Origin of the sequence: Micromonospora sp. GCM10011541, assembly GCF_042650725.1 — a bacterium.
Taxonomy (GTDB): Bacteria; Actinomycetota; Actinomycetes; order Mycobacteriales; family Micromonosporaceae; genus Micromonospora; species Micromonospora sicca.
The window spans coordinates 512,211-534,129 of the sequence record NZ_JBHSBP010000049.1; the positions used below are offsets into that span (position 1 = coordinate 512,211).

General features: G+C 68.4%; 35 protein-coding genes. All 35 read left to right on the plus strand.

Annotated features, from left to right (window positions below):
- Window positions 1–58: 58 nt before the first annotated feature.
- Window positions 59–514 carry a hypothetical protein gene (locus ACFOYX_RS19580; protein WP_322439128.1) on the plus strand — a complete coding sequence of 152 codons (456 nt, stop codon included), beginning with the start codon at window positions 59–61 and terminating at the stop codon, window positions 512–514.
- A gap of 533 nt (window positions 515–1,047) precedes the next feature.
- Window positions 1,048–1,422, plus strand: coding sequence for a 30S ribosomal protein S12 (gene rpsL / locus ACFOYX_RS19585; RefSeq protein WP_007465318.1), 375 nt, complete (start codon window positions 1,048–1,050; stop codon window positions 1,420–1,422).
- Window position 1,423: 1 nt separating this feature from the next.
- Complete coding sequence (rpsG, locus tag ACFOYX_RS19590; RefSeq protein ID WP_109801300.1) at window positions 1,424–1,894, plus strand: 30S ribosomal protein S7; 471 nt, start codon at window positions 1,424–1,426, stop codon at window positions 1,892–1,894.
- 75 nt (window positions 1,895–1,969) lie between these two features.
- Window positions 1,970–4,066 carry an elongation factor G gene (gene fusA, locus ACFOYX_RS19595; protein WP_322439027.1) on the plus strand — a complete coding sequence of 699 codons (2,097 nt, stop codon included), beginning with the start codon at window positions 1,970–1,972 and terminating at the stop codon, window positions 4,064–4,066.
- A 220-nt stretch (window positions 4,067–4,286) separates the two neighbouring features.
- Window positions 4,287–5,480, plus strand: coding sequence for an elongation factor Tu (tuf, locus tag ACFOYX_RS19600; protein ID WP_109801298.1), 1,194 nt, complete (start codon window positions 4,287–4,289; stop codon window positions 5,478–5,480).
- A gap of 353 nt (window positions 5,481–5,833) precedes the next feature.
- Entirely contained in the window at window positions 5,834–6,142 is a 309-nt protein-coding gene (gene rpsJ, locus ACFOYX_RS19605; RefSeq protein WP_007073037.1) for a 30S ribosomal protein S10, read from the plus strand.
- An 11-nt stretch (window positions 6,143–6,153) separates the two neighbouring features.
- A complete protein-coding gene (rplC, locus tag ACFOYX_RS19610) occupies window positions 6,154–6,819 on the plus strand; it encodes a 50S ribosomal protein L3 (protein WP_109801297.1) in 666 nt (221 codons plus the stop codon).
- Complete coding sequence (gene rplD, locus ACFOYX_RS19615) at window positions 6,816–7,466, plus strand: 50S ribosomal protein L4 (RefSeq protein ID WP_109801296.1); 651 nt, start codon at window positions 6,816–6,818, stop codon at window positions 7,464–7,466. The genes rplC and rplD overlap by 4 nt, the downstream gene beginning before the upstream one ends.
- Window positions 7,463–7,765 (plus strand): 50S ribosomal protein L23, encoded by a 303-nt coding sequence (gene rplW / locus ACFOYX_RS19620; protein ID WP_091317975.1) that lies wholly within the window; start codon window positions 7,463–7,465, stop codon window positions 7,763–7,765. The genes rplD and rplW overlap by 4 nt, the downstream gene beginning before the upstream one ends.
- Window positions 7,766–7,777: 12 nt before the next feature.
- Window positions 7,778–8,617, plus strand: a complete 840-nt coding sequence (rplB, locus tag ACFOYX_RS19625; RefSeq protein WP_109801295.1) for a 50S ribosomal protein L2 — start codon at window positions 7,778–7,780, stop codon at window positions 8,615–8,617.
- Between the two features lie 12 nt (window positions 8,618–8,629).
- Window positions 8,630–8,911, plus strand: a complete 282-nt coding sequence (gene rpsS / locus ACFOYX_RS19630; protein WP_007073032.1) for a 30S ribosomal protein S19 — start codon at window positions 8,630–8,632, stop codon at window positions 8,909–8,911.
- 40 nt (window positions 8,912–8,951) lie between these two features.
- The gene (gene rplV, locus ACFOYX_RS19635; protein ID WP_109801294.1) at window positions 8,952–9,410 is read left to right on the plus strand and encodes a 50S ribosomal protein L22; all 459 of its coding nucleotides are present in this window, start codon (window positions 8,952–8,954) and stop codon (window positions 9,408–9,410) included.
- A complete protein-coding gene (rpsC, locus tag ACFOYX_RS19640; RefSeq protein WP_322439026.1) occupies window positions 9,410–10,279 on the plus strand; it encodes a 30S ribosomal protein S3 in 870 nt (289 codons plus the stop codon). The genes rplV and rpsC overlap by 1 nt, the downstream gene beginning before the upstream one ends.
- A 3-nt stretch (window positions 10,280–10,282) precedes the next feature.
- Window positions 10,283–10,708, plus strand: coding sequence for a 50S ribosomal protein L16 (rplP, locus tag ACFOYX_RS19645; protein ID WP_073834927.1), 426 nt, complete (start codon window positions 10,283–10,285; stop codon window positions 10,706–10,708).
- Window positions 10,708–10,941, plus strand: coding sequence for a 50S ribosomal protein L29 (gene rpmC, locus ACFOYX_RS19650; protein ID WP_018784554.1), 234 nt, complete (start codon window positions 10,708–10,710; stop codon window positions 10,939–10,941). Before rplP ends, rpmC begins: the two co-directional genes overlap by 1 nt.
- Before the next feature lie 31 nt (window positions 10,942–10,972).
- Entirely contained in the window at window positions 10,973–11,251 is a 279-nt protein-coding gene (gene rpsQ / locus ACFOYX_RS19655) for a 30S ribosomal protein S17 (RefSeq protein WP_109801293.1), read from the plus strand.
- Window positions 11,252–11,348: 97 nt separating this feature from the next.
- Complete coding sequence (gene rplN / locus ACFOYX_RS19660) at window positions 11,349–11,717, plus strand: 50S ribosomal protein L14 (protein WP_007465279.1); 369 nt, start codon at window positions 11,349–11,351, stop codon at window positions 11,715–11,717.
- Window positions 11,714–12,034, plus strand: a complete 321-nt coding sequence (gene rplX / locus ACFOYX_RS19665; RefSeq protein WP_007465276.1) for a 50S ribosomal protein L24 — start codon at window positions 11,714–11,716, stop codon at window positions 12,032–12,034. The genes rplN and rplX overlap by 4 nt, the downstream gene beginning before the upstream one ends.
- On the plus strand, window positions 12,034–12,603 hold the full coding sequence (gene rplE / locus ACFOYX_RS19670) for a 50S ribosomal protein L5 (protein ID WP_073834925.1): 570 nt from the start codon (window positions 12,034–12,036) through the stop codon (window positions 12,601–12,603). Before rplX ends, rplE begins: the two co-directional genes overlap by 1 nt.
- 1 nt (window position 12,604) lies before the next feature.
- Entirely contained in the window at window positions 12,605–12,790 is a 186-nt protein-coding gene (locus ACFOYX_RS19675) for a type Z 30S ribosomal protein S14 (protein ID WP_007465272.1), read from the plus strand.
- A gap of 95 nt (window positions 12,791–12,885) precedes the next feature.
- The gene (rpsH, locus tag ACFOYX_RS19680; protein ID WP_007465270.1) at window positions 12,886–13,293 is read left to right on the plus strand and encodes a 30S ribosomal protein S8; all 408 of its coding nucleotides are present in this window, start codon (window positions 12,886–12,888) and stop codon (window positions 13,291–13,293) included.
- A 16-nt stretch (window positions 13,294–13,309) separates the two neighbouring features.
- Window positions 13,310–13,852 carry a 50S ribosomal protein L6 gene (gene rplF / locus ACFOYX_RS19685; protein WP_109801292.1) on the plus strand — a complete coding sequence of 181 codons (543 nt, stop codon included), beginning with the start codon at window positions 13,310–13,312 and terminating at the stop codon, window positions 13,850–13,852.
- Window positions 13,849–14,238, plus strand: coding sequence for a 50S ribosomal protein L18 (gene rplR, locus ACFOYX_RS19690; RefSeq protein WP_109801291.1), 390 nt, complete (start codon window positions 13,849–13,851; stop codon window positions 14,236–14,238). Before rplF ends, rplR begins: the two co-directional genes overlap by 4 nt.
- A gap of 33 nt (window positions 14,239–14,271) precedes the next feature.
- The gene (gene rpsE, locus ACFOYX_RS19695; RefSeq protein WP_109801290.1) at window positions 14,272–14,886 is read left to right on the plus strand and encodes a 30S ribosomal protein S5; all 615 of its coding nucleotides are present in this window, start codon (window positions 14,272–14,274) and stop codon (window positions 14,884–14,886) included.
- Entirely contained in the window at window positions 14,886–15,068 is a 183-nt protein-coding gene (gene rpmD, locus ACFOYX_RS19700; RefSeq protein WP_012015110.1) for a 50S ribosomal protein L30, read from the plus strand. Before rpsE ends, rpmD begins: the two co-directional genes overlap by 1 nt.
- Window positions 15,068–15,511, plus strand: coding sequence for a 50S ribosomal protein L15 (gene rplO, locus ACFOYX_RS19705; protein WP_109801289.1), 444 nt, complete (start codon window positions 15,068–15,070; stop codon window positions 15,509–15,511). The genes rpmD and rplO overlap by 1 nt, the downstream gene beginning before the upstream one ends.
- Before the next feature lie 235 nt (window positions 15,512–15,746).
- Window positions 15,747–17,075, plus strand: coding sequence for a preprotein translocase subunit SecY (gene secY / locus ACFOYX_RS19710; protein ID WP_322439025.1), 1,329 nt, complete (start codon window positions 15,747–15,749; stop codon window positions 17,073–17,075).
- On the plus strand, window positions 17,076–17,729 hold the full coding sequence (locus ACFOYX_RS19715; protein WP_089012511.1) for an adenylate kinase: 654 nt from the start codon (window positions 17,076–17,078) through the stop codon (window positions 17,727–17,729).
- Window positions 17,730–17,820: 91 nt separating this feature from the next.
- A complete protein-coding gene (gene map, locus ACFOYX_RS19720; protein ID WP_322439024.1) occupies window positions 17,821–18,672 on the plus strand; it encodes a type I methionyl aminopeptidase in 852 nt (283 codons plus the stop codon).
- Between the two features lie 290 nt (window positions 18,673–18,962).
- Window positions 18,963–19,511 (plus strand): DUF1707 domain-containing protein, encoded by a 549-nt coding sequence (locus ACFOYX_RS19725; RefSeq protein WP_322439023.1) that lies wholly within the window; start codon window positions 18,963–18,965, stop codon window positions 19,509–19,511.
- Window positions 19,512–19,770: 259 nt separating this feature from the next.
- Window positions 19,771–19,992, plus strand: coding sequence for a translation initiation factor IF-1 (gene infA, locus ACFOYX_RS19730; protein WP_007073013.1), 222 nt, complete (start codon window positions 19,771–19,773; stop codon window positions 19,990–19,992).
- 93 nt (window positions 19,993–20,085) lie between these two features.
- Window positions 20,086–20,202, plus strand: a complete 117-nt coding sequence (gene rpmJ, locus ACFOYX_RS19735; protein WP_109801286.1) for a 50S ribosomal protein L36 — start codon at window positions 20,086–20,088, stop codon at window positions 20,200–20,202.
- 264 nt (window positions 20,203–20,466) lie between these two features.
- Window positions 20,467–20,847, plus strand: coding sequence for a 30S ribosomal protein S13 (rpsM, locus tag ACFOYX_RS19740; protein ID WP_109801285.1), 381 nt, complete (start codon window positions 20,467–20,469; stop codon window positions 20,845–20,847).
- 18 nt (window positions 20,848–20,865) lie between these two features.
- Window positions 20,866–21,273 (plus strand): 30S ribosomal protein S11, encoded by a 408-nt coding sequence (gene rpsK, locus ACFOYX_RS19745; RefSeq protein ID WP_014440747.1) that lies wholly within the window; start codon window positions 20,866–20,868, stop codon window positions 21,271–21,273.
- 13 nt (window positions 21,274–21,286) lie between these two features.
- Window positions 21,287–21,913: a 30S ribosomal protein S4 gene (gene rpsD / locus ACFOYX_RS19750; RefSeq protein WP_109801284.1), complete on the plus strand. Its 627-nt coding sequence runs from the start codon at window positions 21,287–21,289 to the stop codon at window positions 21,911–21,913.
- Window positions 21,914–21,919 lie beyond the last annotated feature (6 nt).

Sequence of the window (21,919 nt, forward strand, 5' to 3'; positions counted from 1 at the left end):
CTCCGGCAACCCGTCGGCCCCCGGCGGCTGGACGGCTCCGGGTGCCGGCTGGGGTCCGATGCCGCCGGCGGTGGGTCCCCGGCCCGGGCCGGTGCCACCGCCCCCGCGCGAGCCGGCCCGCCCACCGAAGCGGGTCGATCCGGTCCCCGGCACGCCCTTCGGCGTGGTCCACCTGGACGTGCCGCCGGTGACCTCGGGGCTGGCCGTGGGGTCGCTGGTGACCGGGATCGCCGCCATCCTGGTCTCGTTCCTGGTGCTCTGCTTCGGGGTTGCCGGCCCGGACTATGGCGGAGCCTGGGCCGCCGGGGCGTTCACCGTGCTCGGTGGCCTGGCCGGGACGGCGGCGATCGTCGCCGGTCTGTTGGCGCGGCGGCAGATCCGGCGGCCGGCGCCGCCGCCCGCGGTCCGCTTCACCGGCAACGGGCTTGCCATGGCCGGCCTGAGCTGTGGCGGGGTGGGGTTGCTGCTCAGCCTGCTCGGGCTCGGCCTGGCGCTGGCGGTCCAGCTGGTGTGACCGGATTCACCTTCGGCCCGGCGCGTCGATGACCTCGGCGGGCGGGCGGGCCCGGCGGTCCGGCCCCCGGGCGGAACCGGGGCCGCCGGGCCGTCCCGCGGGGAAGCCGGTAGACTTGTCACCGTAGGTGCCCATTGCGGGTGGGCGGGCATGACGGGTTCGGCCGGCGGGCTACGACGCAGGTTCTTCCGGACCGCTCCGTTTTGACCTGCGCGGCTGTGGTAGGTACTCTTTCCCCTTGTGCCCGGGCCAGCCCGGGCAATGCGTGCGTGCGCTGGAACCGGTCCACCGGTGATCGCGCGGAGCACGATCAAAGCCAAAGATCCGGCGCTCGGTGATCTGTGTGCCGGTGACACACCCGGTACGACGCGCGAGCGCCGCGATCGGAACCGTGATTCGGGCGACACGCCCGACCGCGGGTGCTGGGACCTCCGTCAGGTGGCCCTGGTTGGAATGTAAGAGAGCCGTCCATCAGGCCGGCTACGAGCAGACGGTGCGGCCGCGACAGCGGCCGAAGGGAGCGGAGAAACCCGGTGCCCACGATCCAGCAGTTGGTCCGAAAGGGCCGCCAGGCCAAGACGACCAAGACCAAGACCCCGGCGCTGAAGGGCAGTCCTCAGCGGCGCGGTGTGTGCACCCGCGTGTACACCACCACCCCCAAGAAGCCGAACTCGGCGCTCCGCAAGGTCGCTCGTGTCAAGCTCAGCAGCCAGATCGAGGTGACCGCCTACATCCCGGGCGTGGGTCACAACCTGCAGGAGCACTCGATCGTGCTCGTCCGCGGCGGCCGGGTGAAGGACCTCCCCGGCGTGCGTTACAAGATCGTCCGCGGTTCGCTGGACACCCAGGGTGTCCGCAACCGCAAGCAGGCGCGCAGCCGTTACGGCGCGAAGAAGGAGAAGAGCTGACATGCCGCGTAAGGGACCCGCTCCGCGGAAGCCGCTGGTCGCTGACCCGGTGTACAACTCGCCGCTGGTCACCCAGCTGGTCAACAAGATCCTGATGCGCGGCAAGCGTCAGCTCGCCGAGCGCATCGTGTACGCCGCCCTCGAGGGTTGCCGTGAGAAGTCCGGCACCGACCCCGTCGTCACCCTCAAGCGGGCGATGGACAACGTGAAGCCGACCCTCGAGGTCCGCAGCCGTCGCGTCGGTGGCGCCACCTACCAGGTTCCGGTCGAGGTCCGCCCGTCCCGGGCGACCACCCTCGGGCTGCGCTGGCTGGTGACGTACTCCAAGGCGCGTCGCGAGAAGACCATGGTCGAGCGGCTGATGAACGAGCTGCTGGACGCGAGCAACGGCCTCGGTGCCGCCGTCAAGCGGCGCGAGGACACGCACAAGATGGCCGAGTCCAACAAGGCCTTCGCGCACTACCGCTGGTAACACCTTGGTTCCGGTGCCCATGCGGCGCCGGAACCGCCACCAGTTGTGTCGAGACGACGATAAGTAGGGATTGAAGTGGCCGCCGCAGACGCGCTCGCCAACGTACGCAACATCGGCATCATGGCGCACATCGATGCCGGTAAGACCACGACCACCGAGCGGATCCTGTTTTACACCGGTATCACGTACAAGATCGGTGAGGTCCACGAGGGCGCTGCCGTCATGGACTGGATGGAGCAGGAGCAGGAGCGTGGTATCACCATCACCTCCGCTGCTACCAAGTGTGAGTGGAAGGGCCACACGATCCAGATCATCGACACGCCCGGTCACGTCGACTTCACGGTCGAGGTCGAGCGGTCGCTGCGGGTGCTGGACGGTGCGGTCGCGGTCTACGACGGTGTCGCCGGCGTGGAGCCGCAGACGGAGAACGTCTGGCGTCAGGCCGACAAGTACCACGTCCCGCGGATGTGCTTCGTCAACAAGCTCGACCGGACCGGTGCCGACTTCTTCCGCTGCGTCCAGATGATGATCGACCGGCTCAACGCCACCCCGCTGGTGCTCCAGATCCCGATCGGGCTCGAGGGTGACCACATCGGCGTCGTCGATCTGATCAACATGCGCGCCCTCACCTGGCGTGGGGAGACCCAGAAGGGTGAGGACTACGCCATCGAGGAGATCCCGGCCGAGCTGGCCGACTCCGCGGCGGAGTGGCGCGAGAAGCTGATGGAGACCCTGGCCGACGTCGACGACTCGGTGATGGAGAAGTACCTGGAGGGCGAGGAGATCTCCGTCGAGGAGATCAAGGCCGCCATCCGGCGGGCCACCATCGCCAGCAAGGCCAACCCGGTGCTCTGCGGCTCGGCGTTCAAGAACAAGGGCGTGCAGCCCATGCTCGACGCCGTGGTCGACTTCCTGCCGTCGCCGCTGGACGTCCCGGCCATCGAGGGCACCGCGACCGACGGCGAGACTCCGCTGCAGCGGAAGCCGTCGAAGTCCGAGCCGTTCTCCGGCCTGGCCTTCAAGATCCAGACCGACAAGCACCTCGGCAAGCTCACCTACGTCCGGGTCTACTCGGGTGTGGTCGAGACCGGTACCCAGGTGGTCAACTCCACCAAGGACCGCAAGGAGCGGATCGGCAAGATCTACCAGATGCACGCCAACAAGCGGGAAGAGCGCGGTTCGGCCCAGGCTGGCGACATCATCGCGGTGCAGGGTCTCAAGCAGACCACCACCGGTGACACCCTGTCCGATCCGGCGAACCCGGTCATCCTGGAGTCGATGACCTTCCCGGAGCCGGTCATCGAGGTCGCCATTGAGCCGAAGACCAAGGCCGACCAGGAGAAGCTCAGCACCGCCATCCAGCGGCTGGCCGAGGAGGACCCGACCTTCCGCGTCAAGCTGGACGAGGAGACGGGTCAGACCGTCATCTCCGGAATGGGCGAGCTGCACCTGGACATCCTGGTCGACCGGATGCGCCGCGAGTTCAACGTCGAGGCGAACATCGGTAAGCCGCAGGTGGCGTACCGCGAGACCATCCGCCGCAAGGTGGAGAAGGTCGAGTACACCCACAAGAAGCAGACCGGTGGTTCCGGCCAGTACGCCCGCGTGATCGTGAGCATCGAGCCGCTGCCGCTGGACAACGACTCGCCGACCTACGAGTTCGCGAACGCCGTCACCGGTGGCCGCATCCCCCGGGAGTTCATCCCTTCGGTGGACGCGGGCGCCCAGGACGCCATGCAGTACGGCATCCTCGCCGGCTTCCCGCTGGTGGGTGTCAAGCTGACCCTGCTGGACGGCCAGTACCACGAGGTCGACTCGTCGGAAATGGCATTCAAGATCGCCGGCTCGATGGTGATGAAGGACGCGGCCCGCAAGGCCGACCCGGCGTTGCTCGAGCCGATGATGGCCGTTGAGGTCACCACTCCTGAGGAGAACATGGGCGACGTCATCGGCGACCTCAACTCCCGCCGCGGCATCATCCAGGCGATGGAGGAGCGCAGTGGCGCCCGCATCGTGAAGGCTCTGGTGCCGTTGTCGGAGATGTTCGGCTACGTCGGCGACCTGCGGTCGAAGACCCAGGGCCGGGCTAGCTACAGCATGCAGTTCGACTCCTACGCCGAGGTTCCGCAGAGCGTCGCGAAGGAGATCATCGCCAAGGCGACGGGTGAGTGACGCTCACCTGAGTTCGATCCGATGATCCGGGGCTGGTCGCGGGAGGGATTCCCGCCCGTGGCCACCTCGTCGGGTTGTGTGAGACCGGGCCTGTAGGCTTCATCGCCGCAGAACCCACAAAAGCTCTCCGGCCGTCAGGCCGGAAAGGCTGTCGACAGAGTCCTAAGCGCCGACCGGCGCGCCGGGGCGAACGAACCAAGAAGTCCACAGGAGGACACCAGTGGCGAAGGCGAAGTTCGAGCGGACTAAGCCGCACGTCAACATCGGCACCATTGGTCACATCGACCACGGTAAGACGACGCTGACGGCGGCCATCACCAAGGTCCTGCACGACAGGTATCCGGATGTCAACCCCTACACGCCTTTCGACGAGATCGACAAGGCGCCGGAGGAGAAGGCCCGCGGTATCACGATCTCGATCGCACACGTCGAGTACCAGACCGAGGCGCGGCACTACGCACACGTCGACTGCCCCGGTCACGCCGACTACATCAAGAACATGATCACCGGTGCCGCGCAGATGGACGGCGCGATCCTGGTGGTGGCGGCGACCGACGGCCCGATGCCGCAGACCCGCGAGCACGTGCTGCTGGCCCGCCAGGTCGGCGTGCCCTACATCGTCGTGGCGCTGAACAAGAGCGACATGGTCGACGACGAGGAGCTCCTGGAGCTCGTCGAGCTCGAGGTCCGCGAGCTGCTGTCGGCGCAGGAGTACCCGGGCGACGACCTGCCGGTTGTGCGCGTCTCGGCGCTGAAGGCGCTCGAGGGCGAGCCGGAGTGGACCGAGCGGCTCATGGAGCTGATGAACGCGGTTGACACTGCGATTCCGCAGCCCGAGCGGGAGACCGAGAAGCCGTTCCTCATGCCGATCGAGGACGTCTTCACGATCACCGGTCGTGGCACGGTCGTCACCGGTCGCGCGGAGCGTGGCATCCTCAAGCCGAACGAGGAGGTGGAGATCGTCGGCATCCGCGAGAAGTCGCAGAAGACGGTCTGCACCGGCATCGAGATGTTCCGCAAGCTGCTCGACGAGGCCCGCGCGGGCGAGAACGTCGGTCTGCTGCTGCGTGGCATCAAGCGCGAGGACGTCGAGCGCGGCATGGTGGTCGTCAAGCCCGGCACCAGCACCCCGCACACCGAGTTCGAGGCGACGGTCTACATCCTCTCCAAGGAGGAGGGCGGCCGGCACACCCCGTTCTTCCAGAACTACCGTCCGCAGTTCTACTTCCGGACCACGGACGTCACCGGCGTCGTCACGCTGCCCGAGGGCACCGAGATGGTCATGCCGGGCGACAACACCACGATGACCGTGAAGCTGATCCAGCCCATCGCGATGGAGGAAAACCTCAAGTTCGCGATCCGGGAGGGTGGCCGTACGGTCGGCGCGGGTCGCGTCACCAACATCATCAAGTGAGCTGGGTAACCCCGATTAGCGTCGCCGCCGGTCGTGCGGCATACTAGTCAGGTTGCGTAACGACGGTTAGTTGCCCGCGTCCGGTGGAAGCTGGACCTCCGGGAGACGAACAGTCGCGCGTAGGGTGGTTGATCGCCCCAGGCGGTCAACCACCCTCGCACGGCGTCCAGGTCGCGGGTTCGCGATCGGCGCCTTGACCCACCGCGTGGTCAGAGAATCGCTCCGGAGTCCCGGGGCGGAGCCTGGTCCGAGGGCGCGACACGCCCGACCGCGGGGGTCGGCGAAGTGGGCCTGTACCAGCCGGTACAGGTGCCCGCAACACAGCGGCATCGAGAGAAGGAACAGAAGCCACCATGGCGGGACAGAAGATCCGCATCCGGCTCAAGGCCTATGACCACGAGGTCGTCGACTCCTCGGCTCGGAAGATCGTCGAGACGGTGACGCGTACCGGGGCGCAGGTCGCTGGCCCGGTGCCGCTGCCCACGGAGATCAACCGTTTCTGCGTTATCCGCTCGCCGCACAAGTACAAGGACTCGCGCGAGCACTTCGAGATGCGCACGCACAAGCGTCTGATCGACATCATCGACCCGACCCCGAAGACGGTCGACTCGCTCATGCGCCTCGACCTGCCGGCTGGCGTCGACATCGAGATCAAGCTGTAGGGACCGGACAAATGGACAGGCAAGTCAAGGGGATCCTGGGCGCAAAGCTCGGCATGACCCAGGTCTGGGACAACAACCGAGTTGTCCCCGTGACCGTGGTTCAGGCCGGCCCGTGCGTCATCAGCCAGGTTCGTAGCGCCGAGAAGGACGGTTACTCCGCGGTCCAGCTGGCGTACGGCACGATCGACCCGCGCAAGGTCAAGAAGCCGATCAGCGGGCACTACGCGAAGGCGGACGTGGCGCCGCGCCGGCACATCGTCGAGCTGCGCACCGCGGACGCCGCGGACTACTCGCTGGGCCAGGAGGTCACGGTCGAGGAGTTCCCGGCCGGCGTCACCATCGACGTCACCGGCAAGACCAAGGGCAAGGGCTACGCCGGCCCGATGAAGCGGCACGGCTTCCACGGCCTGCGCGCCAGCCACGGTGTCGAGCGAAAGCACCGCTCGCCGGGCTCCATCGGCGCCTGCGCCACCCCGGGTCGCGTCTTCAAGGGCACCCGGATGGCGGGCCGGATGGGTGGCGTGCGCTACACCGTCCAGAACCTGACCGTCCAGGCGGTCGACACCGAGAACAACCTCCTGCTCGTCCGCGGTGCCATCCCCGGCCCCAAGGGCGCGCTGGTCCTGGTCCGTACCGCGGCCAAGACCAAGGTGAAGAAGGGCGGTGCGGCCAAGTGACCACCGTTGACGTCCGCAACGTCGAGGGCGCCAAGAGCGGCTCCGTCGAGCTGCCGGCCGACATCTTCGACGTCCAGGCCAACCTCGCGCTGATGCACCAGGTCGTGGTGGCCCAGCTCGCGGCGGCCCGGCAGGGCACGCACAAGGTCAAGACCCGCGGCGAGGTCGCCGGCGGCGGCAAGAAGCCGTACAAGCAGAAGGGCACCGGTCGTGCCCGCCAGGGCTCGATCCGCGCGCCGCAGTTCGCCGGCGGTGGCGTGGTCCACGGCCCGGTGCCGCGCGACTACAGCCAGCGGACCCCGAAGAAGATGAAGGCCGCCGCCCTGCGTGGCGCCCTCTCCGACCGGGCCCGCGCCGGGCAGGTGCACGTCGTCGAGGCGTTCGTCTCGGGCGAGAAGCCGTCGACCAAGGCCGCTCTGGCCACGCTGACCAAGCTGACCGAGGCCCGTCGGGTCCTGGTCGTGCTGAGCAGCACCGACGAGCTGAACTGGGTGTCGCTGCGCAACGAGCCGCGGGTGCACCTGATCGAGGCCGGCCAGCTCAACACGTACGACGTGCTGGTGGCCGACGACGTGGTCTTCACCAAGGACGCCCTGGACGAGTTCCTGGGTGTTCCCGCCGAGACCACCGAGGAGGGTGGCAAGTGAGCACGATCGCCGATCCGCGCGACATCATCGTCGCGCCGGTCGTCTCGGAGAAGAGCTACAGCGAGCTGAACCGCAACTGGTACACCTTCCTGGTGCACCCGGACGCCAACAAGACCGAGATCAAGATCGCTATCCAGCAGATCTTCAACGTCCGCGTCCTGACGGTCAACACGCTCAACCGCGAGGGCAAGCGCAAGCGCACCAAGACCGGCTTCGGTCAGCGCAAGTCCACCAAGCGGGCGATCGTGAAGCTGGCTGACGGTGACCGTATCGAGGCCTTCGGCGGCCCGGTCAGCTGAGGGGTGTAGACAATGGCTATCCGTAAGTACAAGCCGACGACGCCGGGCCGGCGTGGCTCGAGCGTCGCCGACTTCGCCGAGATCACCCGGTCGACTCCCGAGAAGTCGCTGCTGGCTCCGCTGCCGAAGAAGGGCGGACGCAACGCCCACGGCCGGATCACCACGCGGCACCACGGTGGCGGTCACAAGCGCCAGTACCGCCTGATCGACTTCAAGCGGGTCGACAAGGACGGCGTGCCGGCGAAGGTCGCCCACATCGAGTACGACCCGAACCGCACCGCGCGCATCGCGCTGCTGCACTACGCCGACGGCGAGAAGCGCTACATCATCGCGCCGAAGGACCTGAAGCAGGGCGACGCCGTCGAGTCCGGGCCGGGCGCCGACATCAAGCCGGGCAACAACCTGCCGCTGCGCAACATCCCGGTCGGTACCACCATCCACAACGTGGAGCTGCGTCCGGGCGGCGGCGCCAAGCTGGCCCGTTCGGCCGGCGTCGGCATCCAGCTGCTCGGCCGTGAGGGCGTCTACGCGACCCTCCGCATGCCGTCCGGTGAGATCCGGCGGGTGGACGTGCGCTGCCGCGCCAGCATCGGCGAGATCGGCAACGCCGACCAGTCGAACATCAACTGGGGCAAGGCCGGCCGGATGCGGTGGAAGGGCAAGCGCCCGACCGTCCGTGGTGTCGCGATGAACCCGGTCGACCACCCGCACGGTGGTGGTGAGGGTAAGACCTCCGGTGGTCGCCACCCGGTCAACCCGCAGGGTAAGCCCGAGGGCCGCACCCGTCGTAAGGGCCAGCCGAGTGACCGGCTGATCGTCCGCCGCCGCTACGCCACGCGTAAGCGCGGCTGAGGGAGATAAGACATGCCTCGCAGCCTGAAGAAGGGCCCGTTCGTCGACGACCACCTGCTCAAGAAGGTGGAGACGCAGAACGACAAGGGCTCGAAGAACGTCATCAAGACCTGGTCGCGGCGCTCGACGATCATCCCGGAGATGCTGGGTCACACGATCGCCGTGCACGACGGACGCAAGCACGTCCCGGTGTTCGTGACCGAGGCGATGGTCGGGCACAAGCTCGGCGAGTTCGCGCTGACCCGCACGTTCAAGGGTCACGAGAAGGACGACCGGAAGAGCCGTCGGCGCTGACGCCGCGGGCATACGGATAGAGGAACAAGGGGTTACAGCGATGCCAGGAAAGGGCGACGCTCCGGTGCTTCCGGGCGCGCGGGCGGTTGCGCGGCACGTGCGCATCTCGCCGATGAAGGCGCGCCGGGTGGTCAACCTCGTCCGCGGCCTGCCCGCGAAGGAGGCGCTCACGGTGCTGCAGTTCGCGCCGCAGGCTGCGAGCGAGCAGGTGTACAAGGTGCTCGCGAGCGCGATCGCCAACGCGGAGAACAACGAGCGGCTGGACCCTGACGCGCTGCTCGTCAGCGAGGCGTTCGTCGACGAGGGCCCGACCATGAAGCGGTTCCGGCCGCGGGCGCAGGGCCGGGCGTTCCGGATCCGCAAGCGCACCTGCCACATCACCGTGGCGGTCGAGGCGGTCGCGCCGGCCGCGCCGAAGAAGTCCGCGGCGAAGAAGGCCGCCCCGGCGCAGCAGGCCGAGGCCGCTGAGACGGAGAGCAAGACGGAGGGTGCCGAGTAATGGGTCAGAAGGTTCACCCCACTGGGTTCCGGCTCGGCATCTCGACCGACTGGAAGTCCCGCTGGTTCGCGGACAAGCTCTACAAGGACTACATCGGCGAGGATGTCAAGATCCGCCGGATGATGTCCAAGGGCCTCGAGCGTGCCGGCATCTCCAAGGTCGACATCGAGCGCACCCGGGACCGGGTCCGCGTCGACATCCACACCGCCCGGCCGGGCATCGTCATCGGCCGTAAGGGTGCGGAGGCCGACCGGATCCGCGGCGAGCTCGAGAAGCTCACCGGCAAGCAGGTGCAGCTGAACATCATCGAGGTGAAGAACCCCGAGTCGGACGCGCAGCTGGTCGCGCAGGGCGTGGCCGAGCAGCTGTCCAGCCGGGTCAGCTTCCGTCGGGCGATGCGCAAGGCGATGCAGTCGGCCATGAAGAACCCGGTCGCCAAGGGCATCCGGGTGCAGGTCTCGGGCCGTCTCGGCGGCGCCGAGATGAGCCGGACCGAGTTCTACCGCGAGGGTCGGGTTCCGCTGCACACGCTGCGGGCCAACATCGAGTACGGCTTCTTCGAGGCCCGTACCACCTTCGGCCGGATCGGCGTGAAGGTCTGGATCTACAAGGGCGACGCCGTCCCGGGCCGGGAGGCTCCGGCCGAGGCCGGTCCGTCCCGCCCGCGCCGCGACCGCGGCGACCGCCCCGAGCGGCCGCGCCGTGGCCGGTCGGGTTCGTCCGGCACGACCGCCGGTGGCACCGAGGCCGGCCGGGCTGCCGCGACCACCATCGCGCAGCAGGCCGAGACGCCGAGCGGCGAGCCGGTCGACAGCGCTGCTGTCGCCGCCACGGCTTCCGCTCCGGCAGAAACTCAGCAGGAGGGCTGACAGATGCTGATGCCGCGCAAGCCCCCGAAGGGCTTCCGCAAGCCGCACCACCCGGACCGCCACGGCGCGTCCAAGGGTGGTAACCGGGTGGTGTTCGGCGAGTTCGGGATCCAGGCTCTCGAGCCGGCGTACGTGACCAACCGGCAGATCGAGTCGGCGCGTATCGCGATGACCCGTCACATCAAGCGTGGCGGCAAGGTCTGGATCACGATCTTCCCGGACCAGGCGCTGACCAAGAAGCCGGCCGAAACCCGGATGGGTTCCGGTAAGGGTTCGCCCGAGTGGTGGGTCGCCAACGTCAAGCCGGGGCGGGTTCTCTTCGAGATGTCCTTCCCCAACGAGCAGATCGCGCGAGAAGCGATGCGTCGCGCGATCCACAAGCTCCCGATGAAGTGCCGCATTGTTACGCGCGAAGTGGGTGAATCCTGATGGCAGCGGGCGTCAAGCCTTCCGAGCTGCGTGAGCTCTCCGAGGAGGAGCTGGTCACGAAGCTGCGTGAGGCCAAGGCGGAGCTGTTCAACCTCCGCGTGCAGGCCGCAACCGGGCAGCTGGACAACAACCGGCGGCTGCAGGTCATCCGTCGGGAGATCGCCCGGATCTACACGATCATGCGTGAGCGCGAGCTGGGTCTCTCGGCCGCGCCGACTGAGGTGACTTCGTGAGCGAGCGGAGCGAGGGTAAGGGGGCTCGAGCATGAGCGAGAACACCACGGCGAGCGCCCAGCGCTCGCGTCGCAAGGTTCGTGAGGGCCTCGTGGTCAGCGACAAGATGGAAAAGACCGTCGTGGTCGAGGTCGAGGACCGGGTCAAGCACGCGCTGTACGGCAAGATCATGCGCCGGACCAGCAAGCTGAAGGTGCACGACGAGCAGAACTCCGCCGGGATCGGCGACCGGGTCCTGATCATGGAGACCCGGCCGCTCTCCGCCACCAAGCGTTGGCGGCTCGTGGAGATCCTCGAGAAGGCCAAGTAGCGAAGGCTCGAGCTCGGCCGGCATGGTCGGGCGCAGGTTCCGCCAGGCTCCGGCCGCTTCCGGGCGGCCGGAGAACCGGCAGACATAGGAGATAGACGTGATTCAGCAGGAGTCGCGACTGCGCGTCGCCGACAACACGGGTGCCCGGGAGATCCTGTGCATCCGGGTTCTCGGTGGCTCCGGTCGGCGCTACGCGAGCATCGGCGACGTCATCGTGGCCACCGTCAAGGACGCGATCCCCGGTGCCGGTGTGAAGAAGGGCGACGTCGTCAAGGCCGTCGTCGTTCGCACCGCCAAGGAGAGGCGGCGGCCGGACGGGTCGTACATCCGCTTCGACGAGAACGCCGCCGTCATCATCAAGGACGGTGGGGACCCGCGCGGTACCCGTATCTTCGGCCCGGTGGGTCGCGAGCTGCGGGACAAGCGGTTCATGAAGATCATCTCTCTCGCGCCGGAGGTGTTGTGACCGTGAAGGTCAAGAAGGGCGACACGGTCGTCGTCATCGCCGGCAAGGACAAGGGTGCCAAGGGTAAGGTCATCGCGGCCTACCCGCGGCAGGACAAGGTCCTGGTCGAGGGCGTGAACCGGGTCAAGAAGCACACCCGCATCAGCACCACCCAGCGTGGCGCCAAGACCGGTGGCATCGTCACCCAGGAGGCCCCGATCCACGTCTCGAACGTGCAGGTCCTGGACTCCGACGGGAAGCCGACCCGGGTCGGTTACCGGATCGACGACAACGGCCAGAAGGTCCGCATCGCGCGTAGCACCGGTAAGGACCTGTGATGACCACGGCTACCGAAACCAAGACCATGCCGCGCCTCAAGGAGCGGTACCGCAACGAGATCGTGGCCGAGCTGCAGAAGCAGCACAACTACGGCAACCCCATGCAGGTGCCGCGGTTGGTCAAGATCGTCGTCAACATGGGTGTCGGCGAGGCCGCTCGGGACGCCAAGCTGATCGACGGCGCGGTCCGCGACCTCGCCACGATCACCGGCCAGAAGCCGCAGGTGCGGCGGGCGACCAAGTCCATCGCGCAGTTCAAGCTGCGTGAGGGCATGCCGATCGGCGCGAAGGTGACCCTGCGCGGCGACCGGATGTGGGAGTTCCTGGACCGGCTGCTGTCCATCGCGCTGCCGCGTATCCGCGACTTCCGCGGCCTGGACGGGCGCAAGCTCGACGGGCACGGCAACTACACGTTCGGTCTGACCGAGCAGTCGGTGTTCCACGAGATCGACCAGGACAAGATCGATCGCCAGCGGGGCATGGACATCACGGTGGTCACGACCGCCACGACCGACGACGAGGGCCGGGCGCTGCTCAAGCTCCTGGGCTTCCCGTTCAAGGAGAACTGAGATGGCCAAGAAGGCGCTGATCATCAAGGCGGCCGCGAAGCCGAAGTTCTCGGTTCGCGCGTACACCCGCTGCCAGCGGTGCGGGCGTCCGAAGGCGGTCTACCGCAAGTTCGGTCTCTGCCGGGTGTGCATCCGGGAGATGGCCCACCGCGGTGAGCTGCCCGGCGTGTCCAAGGCTTCCTGGTAATAGCTCGGCGCGCTCTGCGCGTTGGCTGAACTGTCTCTTCGCCGTAGGCCCCGGGCAATGCCCGGGGAACCCCGGCGAGAAAGGTTGACGAATTCATGACGATGACCGACCCGATCGCAGACATGCTCACGCGTCTGCGTAACGCCAACCAGGCGTACCACGACCAGGTGAAGATGCCCTACTCGAAGATCAAGGCGAACATCGCCGAGGTCCTCAAGGCCGAGGGTTACATCGCCACCTGGTCGGTCGAGGAGCCCGAAGAGGGCGCCGTCGGCAAGCGACTGGTCGTCGAGCTGAAGTACGGCCAGAACCGCGAGCGGAGCCTGGCCGGCATCAAGCGCGTGTCCAAGCCCGGTCTCCGGGTGTACGCCAAGTCGGACGGGCTCCCGCGGGTGCTCGGCGGGCTGGGCGTGGCGATCATTTCGACGTCCCAGGGGCTGCTCACCGACCGGCAGGCCCGCAAGCGGAGCGTTGGCGGGGAAGTCCTCGCCTTCGTCTGGTAACGGGAGACAGGTAGAAATGTCGCGTATTGGACGTAAGTCGATCCCGGTGCCAGCCGGCGTCGAGATCACGATCGAGGGCCAGACCGTCAAGGTCAAGGGCCCGAAGGGCGAGCTGAGCCACGTCCTGGCCGAGCCGATCACGGCGGAGCGGGGCGAGGACGGCGAGCTGCACGTCAACCGGCCGAACGACGAGCGCAAGGCGAAGGAGCTGCACGGCCTGAGCCGTACGCTGGTCGCCAACATGATCGTCGGGGTCACCGAGGGCTACCGCAAGAGCCTCGAGATCGCCGGCACCGGTTACCGCGTCACCGCCAAGGGCAAGGACCTGGAGTTCGCGCTCGGGTTCTCGCACCCGGTGCTGGTGCCCGCCCCGGACGGCATCACCTTCACGGTGGAGCGGCCGACCCTGTTCCACGTGGCCGGCATCGACAAGCAGCAGGTCGGCGAGGTCGCCGCCAACATCCGGAAGATCCGCCCGCCGGAGCCCTACAAGGGCAAGGGCGTCAAGTACCAGGGCGAGATCATCCGCCGCAAGGCTGGAAAGGCAGGTAAGAAGTGAGCGCCACGCTGCTCAAGCGCCGCCGCGGCGTCGCCGCCAAGCGCGCCGTCGGGCGTGCGCGCCGGCACTTCCGGGTCCGCAAGAACATCAGCGGCACCACCGAGCGTCCCCGCCTGGTCGTCACCCGCTCCCTGCGGCACATCGTCGCCCAGATCGTGGACGACACCAAGGGTCACACCCTGGCGTCGGCCTCGACCCTGGACGCCTCGCTGCGCGGCGCCGAGGGCGACAAGAGCGCCCTGGCCGGCAAGGTCGGCGCTCTGCTCGCCGAGCGGGCCAAGGCCGCCGGCATCTCGAAGGTCGTCTTCGACCGCGGTGGCAACCGGTACGCGGGGCGGGTCGCCGCGCTTGCCGACGCCGCCCGCGAAGCCGGGCTCGAGTTCTAGAAACCCCGTCACGAGAGAGAAGGAAGGCTGCTGATGCCAGGTCAACAGCGCCGTGGCGGCGGGTCCGGTGGCAACGAGGGTGGTCGCCGCGACAACCGCCGTGAGGGCGGCCGCGGAAACGCGCCCGTCGAGAAGACCCCGCACCTCGAGCGGGTCGTCGCGATCAACCGCGTCGCCAAGGTCGTGAAGGGTGGTCGTCGCTTCAGCTTCACCGCCCTGGTGATCGTGGGCGACGGCGACGGCACCGTCGGTGTGGGCTATGGAAAGGCCAAGGAGGTGCCCGCGGCGATCGCCAAGGGTGTCGAGGAGGCCAAGAAGCACTTCTTCAAGGTGCCGCGGATCGGCCAGTCGATCCCGCACCCGGTGCAGGGCGAGGCCGCGGCCGGTGTGGTGCTGCTCAAGCCGGCCTCGGCCGGTACGGGCGTCATCGCCGGTGGTCCGGTGCGTGCCGTGCTGGAGTGCGCGGGCATCCACGACGTGCTCTCCAAGAGCCTCGGCTCGTCGAACCCGATCAACATCGTGCACGCCACGGTGGCGGCCCTGAAGGGGCTCGAGTCCCCGGAGCAGGTCGCGGCCCGTCGTGGTCTGCCGGTCGAGGACGTCGCGCCGGCCGCCATGCTGGCGTCGCGGGCGGGGGTGGCTTCCTGATGGCTCGCCTGAAGGTCACCCAGGTCCGGTCCGAGATCGGGACCAAGCAGAACCAGCGTGACTCGCTGCGTTCGCTCGGTCTCAAGCGGATCAACGACGTGGTGGTCAAGGAGGATCGTCCGGAGATCCGCGGCATGATCTTCACGGTCAACCACCTCGTGAAGGTCGAGGAGGTCGAGTAATGACGATCAAGGTCCACCACCTGCGCCCGGCGCCCGGTGCCAAGACCGCGAAGACCCGCGTGGGTCGCGGTGAGGGCTCCAAGGGCAAGACCGCCGGTCGCGGCACCAAGGGCACCAAGGCCCGCAAGAACGTCTCGGCGGCGTTCGAGGGTGGGCAGATGCCCATCCACATGCGCCTGCCGAAGCTGAAGGGCTTCAAGAACAAGTTCAAGGTCGTCTTCCAGGTGGTCAACCTGGACCGGCTCGCCGAGCTCTTCCCGAACGGCGGCCAGGTCGGCCCGATCGAGCTGGTCGAGGCCGGCGCGGTCCGCAAGGGCCAGCCGGTCAAGGTCCTCGGCACCGGCGACCTCGGCGGGGTGGCCCTCCAGGTGTCGGCGCACGCGTTCAGCGCGTCGGCCAAGGAGAAGATCACCGCCGCCGGTGGCTCCGTCACCGAGCTGTAAGGCAGGACCCGTGGCGCCCGCTCAGTTGTGACCAACTGGGCGGGCGCCATGGTCTACCTGGTGCGTGTGCGCCGGGTAACATCGGATTCGGTTTATGTAGCCGGGCACATCTGCCCGGACCGGGGGCGGACTGTTAGAGTCCCATCCCAGCTATGGATATCGGGCACTCGCCCGGCACCCACCCCGCTCCGCCAGGGATCATGACCGGCGGCCCGCGTCGCGCAGGAGGAAGAAGTTGCTGTCCGCCTTTCTCAGTGCGTTCCGTACGCCTGACCTGCGCAAGAAGCTGCTGTTCACAGTAGGCATCATCGCGGTCTACCGGCTCGGCGCAACGCTGCCGAGCCCGGGTGTCTCGTACGGCAACGTGCAGAAGTGTCTCGACACCATCCAGGGCAGCGGCACTGGCGTGCTGAACCTGCTGGACCTCTTCTCCGGCGGCGCGCTGCTGCAGCTCTCGGTCTTCGCGCTGGGCATCATGCCCTACATCACCGCGTCGATCATCCTGCAGCTGCTGACGGTGGTCATCCCGCGGCTGGAGCAGCTCCGCAAGGAGGGCCAGGCCGGTCAGGCGAAGATCACCCAGTACACCCGCTACCTGACGCTGGGCCTGGGCATCCTCCAGTCCTCGGCGTTCGTGGCGCTGGCCCGCTCCGGGCAGCTGTTCCAGAACCGCTGTGACCAGTTCCCGATCGTCCCCCGGGACACCGGCATCCCGGACTGGCTGACCCTGACCATCCTGGTCATGACGATGACCGCCGGCACCGGCGTGGTGATGTGGCTCGGTGAGCTGATCACCGACCGGGGTGTCGGCAACGGCATGTCCGTGCTGATCTTCACCTCGATCGCGGCCCGGCTGCCCAGCGAGGGCTGGAAGATCAAGACCACCAAGGGCTGGGGGATGTTCGCCCTGGTCATCGTCCTGGTCCTGCTGGTCATCACCGCGGTCACCTTCATCGAGCAGGCCCAGCGCCGGATCCCGGTGCAGTACGCCAAGCGCATGATCGGCCGGCGGATGTACGGCGGCACCTCCACCTACATCCCGCTCAAGGTGAACCAGGCCGGTGTGATCCCGGTCATCTTCGCCTCGTCGCTGCTCTACCTGCCGCAGCTCGCGCTCCAGTTCTTCAACCAGACCAACCCGGGCAAGACCCAGGCCTGGATCCAGAACCACATCGTCAAGGCGAGCGCGCCGGAACACATCGCGATCTACTTCCTGCTGATCATCTTCTTCACGTACTTCTACGTGTCCATCACGTTCAACCCGACTGAGGTCGCGGACAACATGAAGAAGTACGGCGGTTTCGTGCCGGGCATCCGCCCCGGCAAGCCGACCGCCGAGTACCTCGACTTCATCCTCAGCCGGATCACCCTGCCGGGCGCGCTCTACCTGGGCATCATCGCGATCCTGCCGAACTTCTTCTTCATCTGGCTGGACAACCAGCAGTTCCAGAACTTCCCGTTCGGCGGCACCGCTGTGCTCATCATGGTCGGCGTCGGTCTGGAGACCGTGAAGCAGATCGAGAGCCAACTCATGCAGCGGAACTACGAAGGGTTCCTGCGGTAGATGCGACTCGTTCTGGTTGGCCCGCCGGGCGCGGGCAAGGGCACACAGGCGGAGTTCATCGCCGCCCACCTCTCGGTGCCGAAGATCTCGACCGGTGACATCTTCCGGGCCAACGTCTCCCAGGGCACGCCCCTGGGAGTCGAGGCCAAGCGCTACATGGACGCCGGCAAGCTGGTCCCGGACGAGGTCACCATCAACATGGTGCGGGACCGGCTCGCCGAGCCGGACGCCGCCGAGGGTTTCCTGCTCGACGGCTTCCCGCGCACCACGCCGCAGGCCGCCGCGCTGGACAAGCTCCTCGCCGACCTCGGCACGGCGCTGGACCTGGTGCTGGAACTGGTCGTTGACGACGACGAGGTGATCCGACGGCTCTCCGGCCGACGTACCTGCCGGGGCTGCGGCAAGATCTGGCACGTCGAGTTCGACGCGACCACCCGCGAGGGCGTCTGCGACCGCTGCGGCGCCGAGCTGTTCCAGCGCGACGACGACAAGCCGGAGACCATCGCCGCCCGCCTCCGGGAGTACGCGGAGAAGACCGCGCCGCTGGTCGACTACTACGGCGCCCAGGGCAAGCTCGTCGGCATCGACGCGACCGGGCCGGTGGAGGACGTCACCGTCCGCGCCATCGACGCCCTGCGCTCGTACGGCGGCTGACGTCCCGCCGGATCTCCGGCGGATAGAGTGCGAACAGCGGGGTACGTCCGACGTGCCCCGCTGTTCCGCGCGACGAAAGGTTACGGCTCCGATGCGTCGTCCCCAGCTGGACATCCAGCTGAAGACCCCAGACCAGATCGAGAAGATGCGGGCCGCCGGTCTGGTGGTCGCCCGTGCGCTGCGTCTGATGCGGGAGGCGGTCGCTCCCGGGGTCAGCACCGCCGACCTCGACGCGATCGCCGAGTCGACCATCCGCGGGGCCGGCGCGATCCCGTCGTTCAAGGGCTACCACGGCTTTCCGGCGTCCATCTGCTCCTCCGTCAACGAGCAGGTCGTGCACGCGATCCCGTCGTCGCAGCAGATGCTCCGCGAGGGGGACCTGATCTCGATCGACTGTGGCGCCGTGCTGAACGGCTGGCACGGCGACGCCGCCATCACCGTCGGCGTCGGCGAGGTCGACCCGGCCCTGCTGAAGATGGCCGCGGTCGCCGAGGACGCCATGTGGGCCGGGATCGCCGCCGCCGCCCGGGGCGCGGCGAGCGGCAAGGGCCGACTCACCGACATCTCGCACGCCGTGGAGAGCGCGGTCCGCAAGGGCGGCCGGTACGGCATCGTCGACGGGTACGGCGGCCACGGCATCGGCACCGAGATGCACCAGGACCCGCACGTGCTCAACCACGGGCGGCCGGGCAAGGGCCCCCGCCTCGTCCCCGGGCTGGCGCTGGCGATCGAGCCGATGATCACCATGGGTTCGCCGCGCACGGTGGAGCTGGGCGACGGCTGGACGGTGGTGACCCGGGACCGGTCGATGGCGGCGCACGTCGAGCACTCGATGGCGCTGCTCGACGACGGCGTCTGGGTGCTGACCGCGGAGGACGGCGGCCGCGCCCGCCTCGGCGACCTGGTGACCGCTCGCCAGTCCGCCGACTCCCCGGCGCGCTGACGGCCGACCGTCGGGCCCGGGCTGCCGTCGGGCGCCTGCCGTGGATCAGGGCCCGGGCTGCCGCCGGCGCCTGATCCGGTGAGCTTCACCCGCCGGCACTAGCGGCGGAGAGGGTTGGCCGCCGTCCCGGGACGCTCCTGTCGCGGGCGCTGTGGAGCTGATGTCGCGAACGCATCGGCCGCGCCGCGGCGATGGGGTCTCGGGGCCCCTTGGCGCCCGTTGTCCGGATCCGGCTGCGGCCGCGGCCGCCGGTTGCCCGCGGGTGGCGGAACGGTGGCATGCTTGCCGGCATGGACTGGCGGGACGGGATGCGGGCGGCCGACGCGGACCGGCAGGAGACGGCGGACCGGCTCCGGGTCGCGCTCGAAGAGGGCCGGATCGACCTGTTCGAGTACGACGAGCGGCTGCAACGGGCCTACGGCGCGAAGACGTACGGGGAACTGGGCCAGGTCCTGGCCGACCTCCCCGGACCGGCGCCGGTGGACCGGTCGGCGCTGGCTCCGCGCCAGCCGGGCCCGGCCGACGTGGCCGCGCCCGCGCCGCCGCCGGCCGCCCCGACCTCGGGTCCGGTGCCGTCCGGCGCACCGAGCGGCTGGCTGCTCGAGGTGTGGATGCCGTGGCTGCGGGTCGCCGCGATCCTGACCGCGATCTGGGGGCTGTCCGCCGTCGGCGCCCGGGAGTTGGTCTTCTACTGGCCGCTGTGGGTGCTCGGGCCGTGGGGCGCGCTGCTGCTGATGCGGACGGCGGGCGGCCTGGCGGCCGGTGAGCCTCGCCACCGGGACGACCGGCGGGAGCGCCGCCTGGCCCGCCGGCAGGCCCGACGGGCGGGGGAGCGGTAGCGTCTTCGCTCGTCACGGCACGGATCCGCCCCGGCTGTCCGTTTTCCCGGGCAGGTGACGTGCGGGGTGGTCGGTTTGGCGACGGACCGCAGGCGGGCGTACACTTTCAGATCGGCGCACAGCGTCCACTCCGGCATGCCCACCCTGCGCTTCGGTGGGAGTCGGAGCCGCGGCTGGCTCGGGCCCGACGATTTCCGTCGGAGCCCGTGTAAGACGTTGTGGGCCGTCCGGAGTAACCGACGTCAGGACAGCGGAGGACATGCCGAAAAAAGACGGAGCCATCGAGATCGAGGGTCGGGTCATCGAGCCCCTGCCGAACGCCATGTTCCGGGTGGAGCTCGCGAACGGTCACAAGGTGCTGGCTCACATCAGCGGCAAGATGCGGCAGCACTACATCCGCATCCTGCCGGAGGACCGGGTCGTCGTCGAACTCTCGCCGTACGACCTGACCCGCGGGCGCATCGTCTACCGCTACAAGTAAGCCTGACGGCGGCCGGGACGTCCCCGTGTCCGTCTTCGACGTCCGGCGTCGCGCGTGGTCGCGCCTCCGGGCCAGATGGGAAGTAAGGCAACCGTGAAGGTCAAGCCGAGCGTCAAGAGGATCTGCAACAACTGCCGGATTATCCGCCGGCACGGCCGGGTCATGGTCATCTGCAGCAGCGACCCGCGCCACAAGCAGCGCCAGGGCTGAACCAGTCCCACCGGTCGTGACACGGCCGGTCGGATCGGCCCGGGCGTCGTAGATCCCGACAGCACATCACCAGCTCGTCCCAGCCGCGAGCGGTACGCAGCGCGTACTCCCTCGTGGTTGACCCCCGGTCGGAGGCCGGGGCCCGCTCGGGCAGCGACCGATCCCGGTCGCCGGCGCTGACAGCGTCGGAAAGACGGGACGGCCGGTAGCGGGGTGGGACGGGTCCACACCTCCGCAACAACATCACGAGGAGTACGCCCGCACATGGCACGTCTAGCCGGCGTGGATCTCCCCCGCGACAAGCGGATGGAGATCGCGCTCACCTACATCTTCGGGGTCGGCCGTACCCGCGCCCTGGAGACGCTCGCCGCCACCGGCATCTCGCCGGACAAGCGCGCTCGGGACCTCACGGATGAGGAGCTGGTCCAGCTCCGCAGCCACATCGAGGGCAACTACAAGGTTGAAGGCGACCTGCGCCGCGAGGTCGCCGCTGACATCCGCCGCAAGGTCGAGATCGGCTGCTACGCGGGTATCCGGCACCGCCGGGGCCTGCCCGTCCGTGGCCAGCGGACCAAGACCAACGCGCGGACCCGGAAGGGTCCGAAGCGGACCGTCGCCGGCAAGAAGAAGCCCGGCAAGAAGTAACTAGGAGCGCACAGACTTATGCCACCGAAGGCTCGTGCCGGAGCCGCCGTCAAGAAGGTCCGGCGCAAGGAACGCAAGAACGTCGCCCACGGGCAGGCGCACATCAAGAGCACCTTCAACAACACCATCGTGTCCATCACGGACCCGACCGGTGCGGTCATCTCCTGGGCCTCCTCCGGCCAGGTGGGCTTCAAGGGCTCCCGCAAGTCGACCCCGTTCGCCGCTCAGCTGGCCGCCGAGGCCGCCGCGCGTCGGGCGATGGAGCACGGCATGCGCAAGGTCGACGTGTTCGTCAAGGGCCCCGGCTCCGGCCGGGAGACCGCCATCCGTTCACTGCAGGCCGCCGGGCTGGAGGTCGGGCAGATCTCCGACGTCACCCCGCAGCCGCACAACGGATGCCGTCCGCCGAAGCGTCGCCGGGTCTGAGAGGTAGAGAGAGATGGCTCGTTACACCGGTGCTGACTGCCGCCGTTGCCGGCGGGAGAAGATGAAGCTGTTCCTCAAGGGCAGCAAGTGCGATGGCCCGAAGTGCCCGTTCGAGTCCCGGCCGTTCCCGCCCGGGCAGCACGGCCGCGGCCGCACCAAGGAGACGGAGTACCTGCTCCAGCTCCGTGAGAAGCAGAAGGCCCGCCGTGTCTACGGCGTGCTGGAGAAGCAGTTCCGCGGTTACTACGAGGAGGCCGTGGGCAAGCAGGCCAAGACCGGTGAGGTCCTCCTGCAGATCCTCGAGTCGCGGCTGGACAACGTCGTTTACCGGGCTGGCTACGCCTCGTCCCGGGACATGGCCCGCCAGCTGGTCAAGCACGGCCACTTCACGGTGAACGGCAAGAAGGTCGACATCCCGTCGTACCGCGTCAAGGAGCACGACATCATCGAGGTGCGGGGGAAGAGCAAGGAGCTGACCCCGTTCATCGTCGCGCAGGCCCAGGCCGGTTCCCGGTCGGTGCCGGCCTGGCTGGAGGCCATCCCCAGCCAGATGAAGATCCTCGTGCACTCGCTCCCGGCCCGCCAGGTGATCGACACCCAGGTCCAGGAGCAGCTGATCGTCGAGCTCTACTCCAAGTAAGGGCTC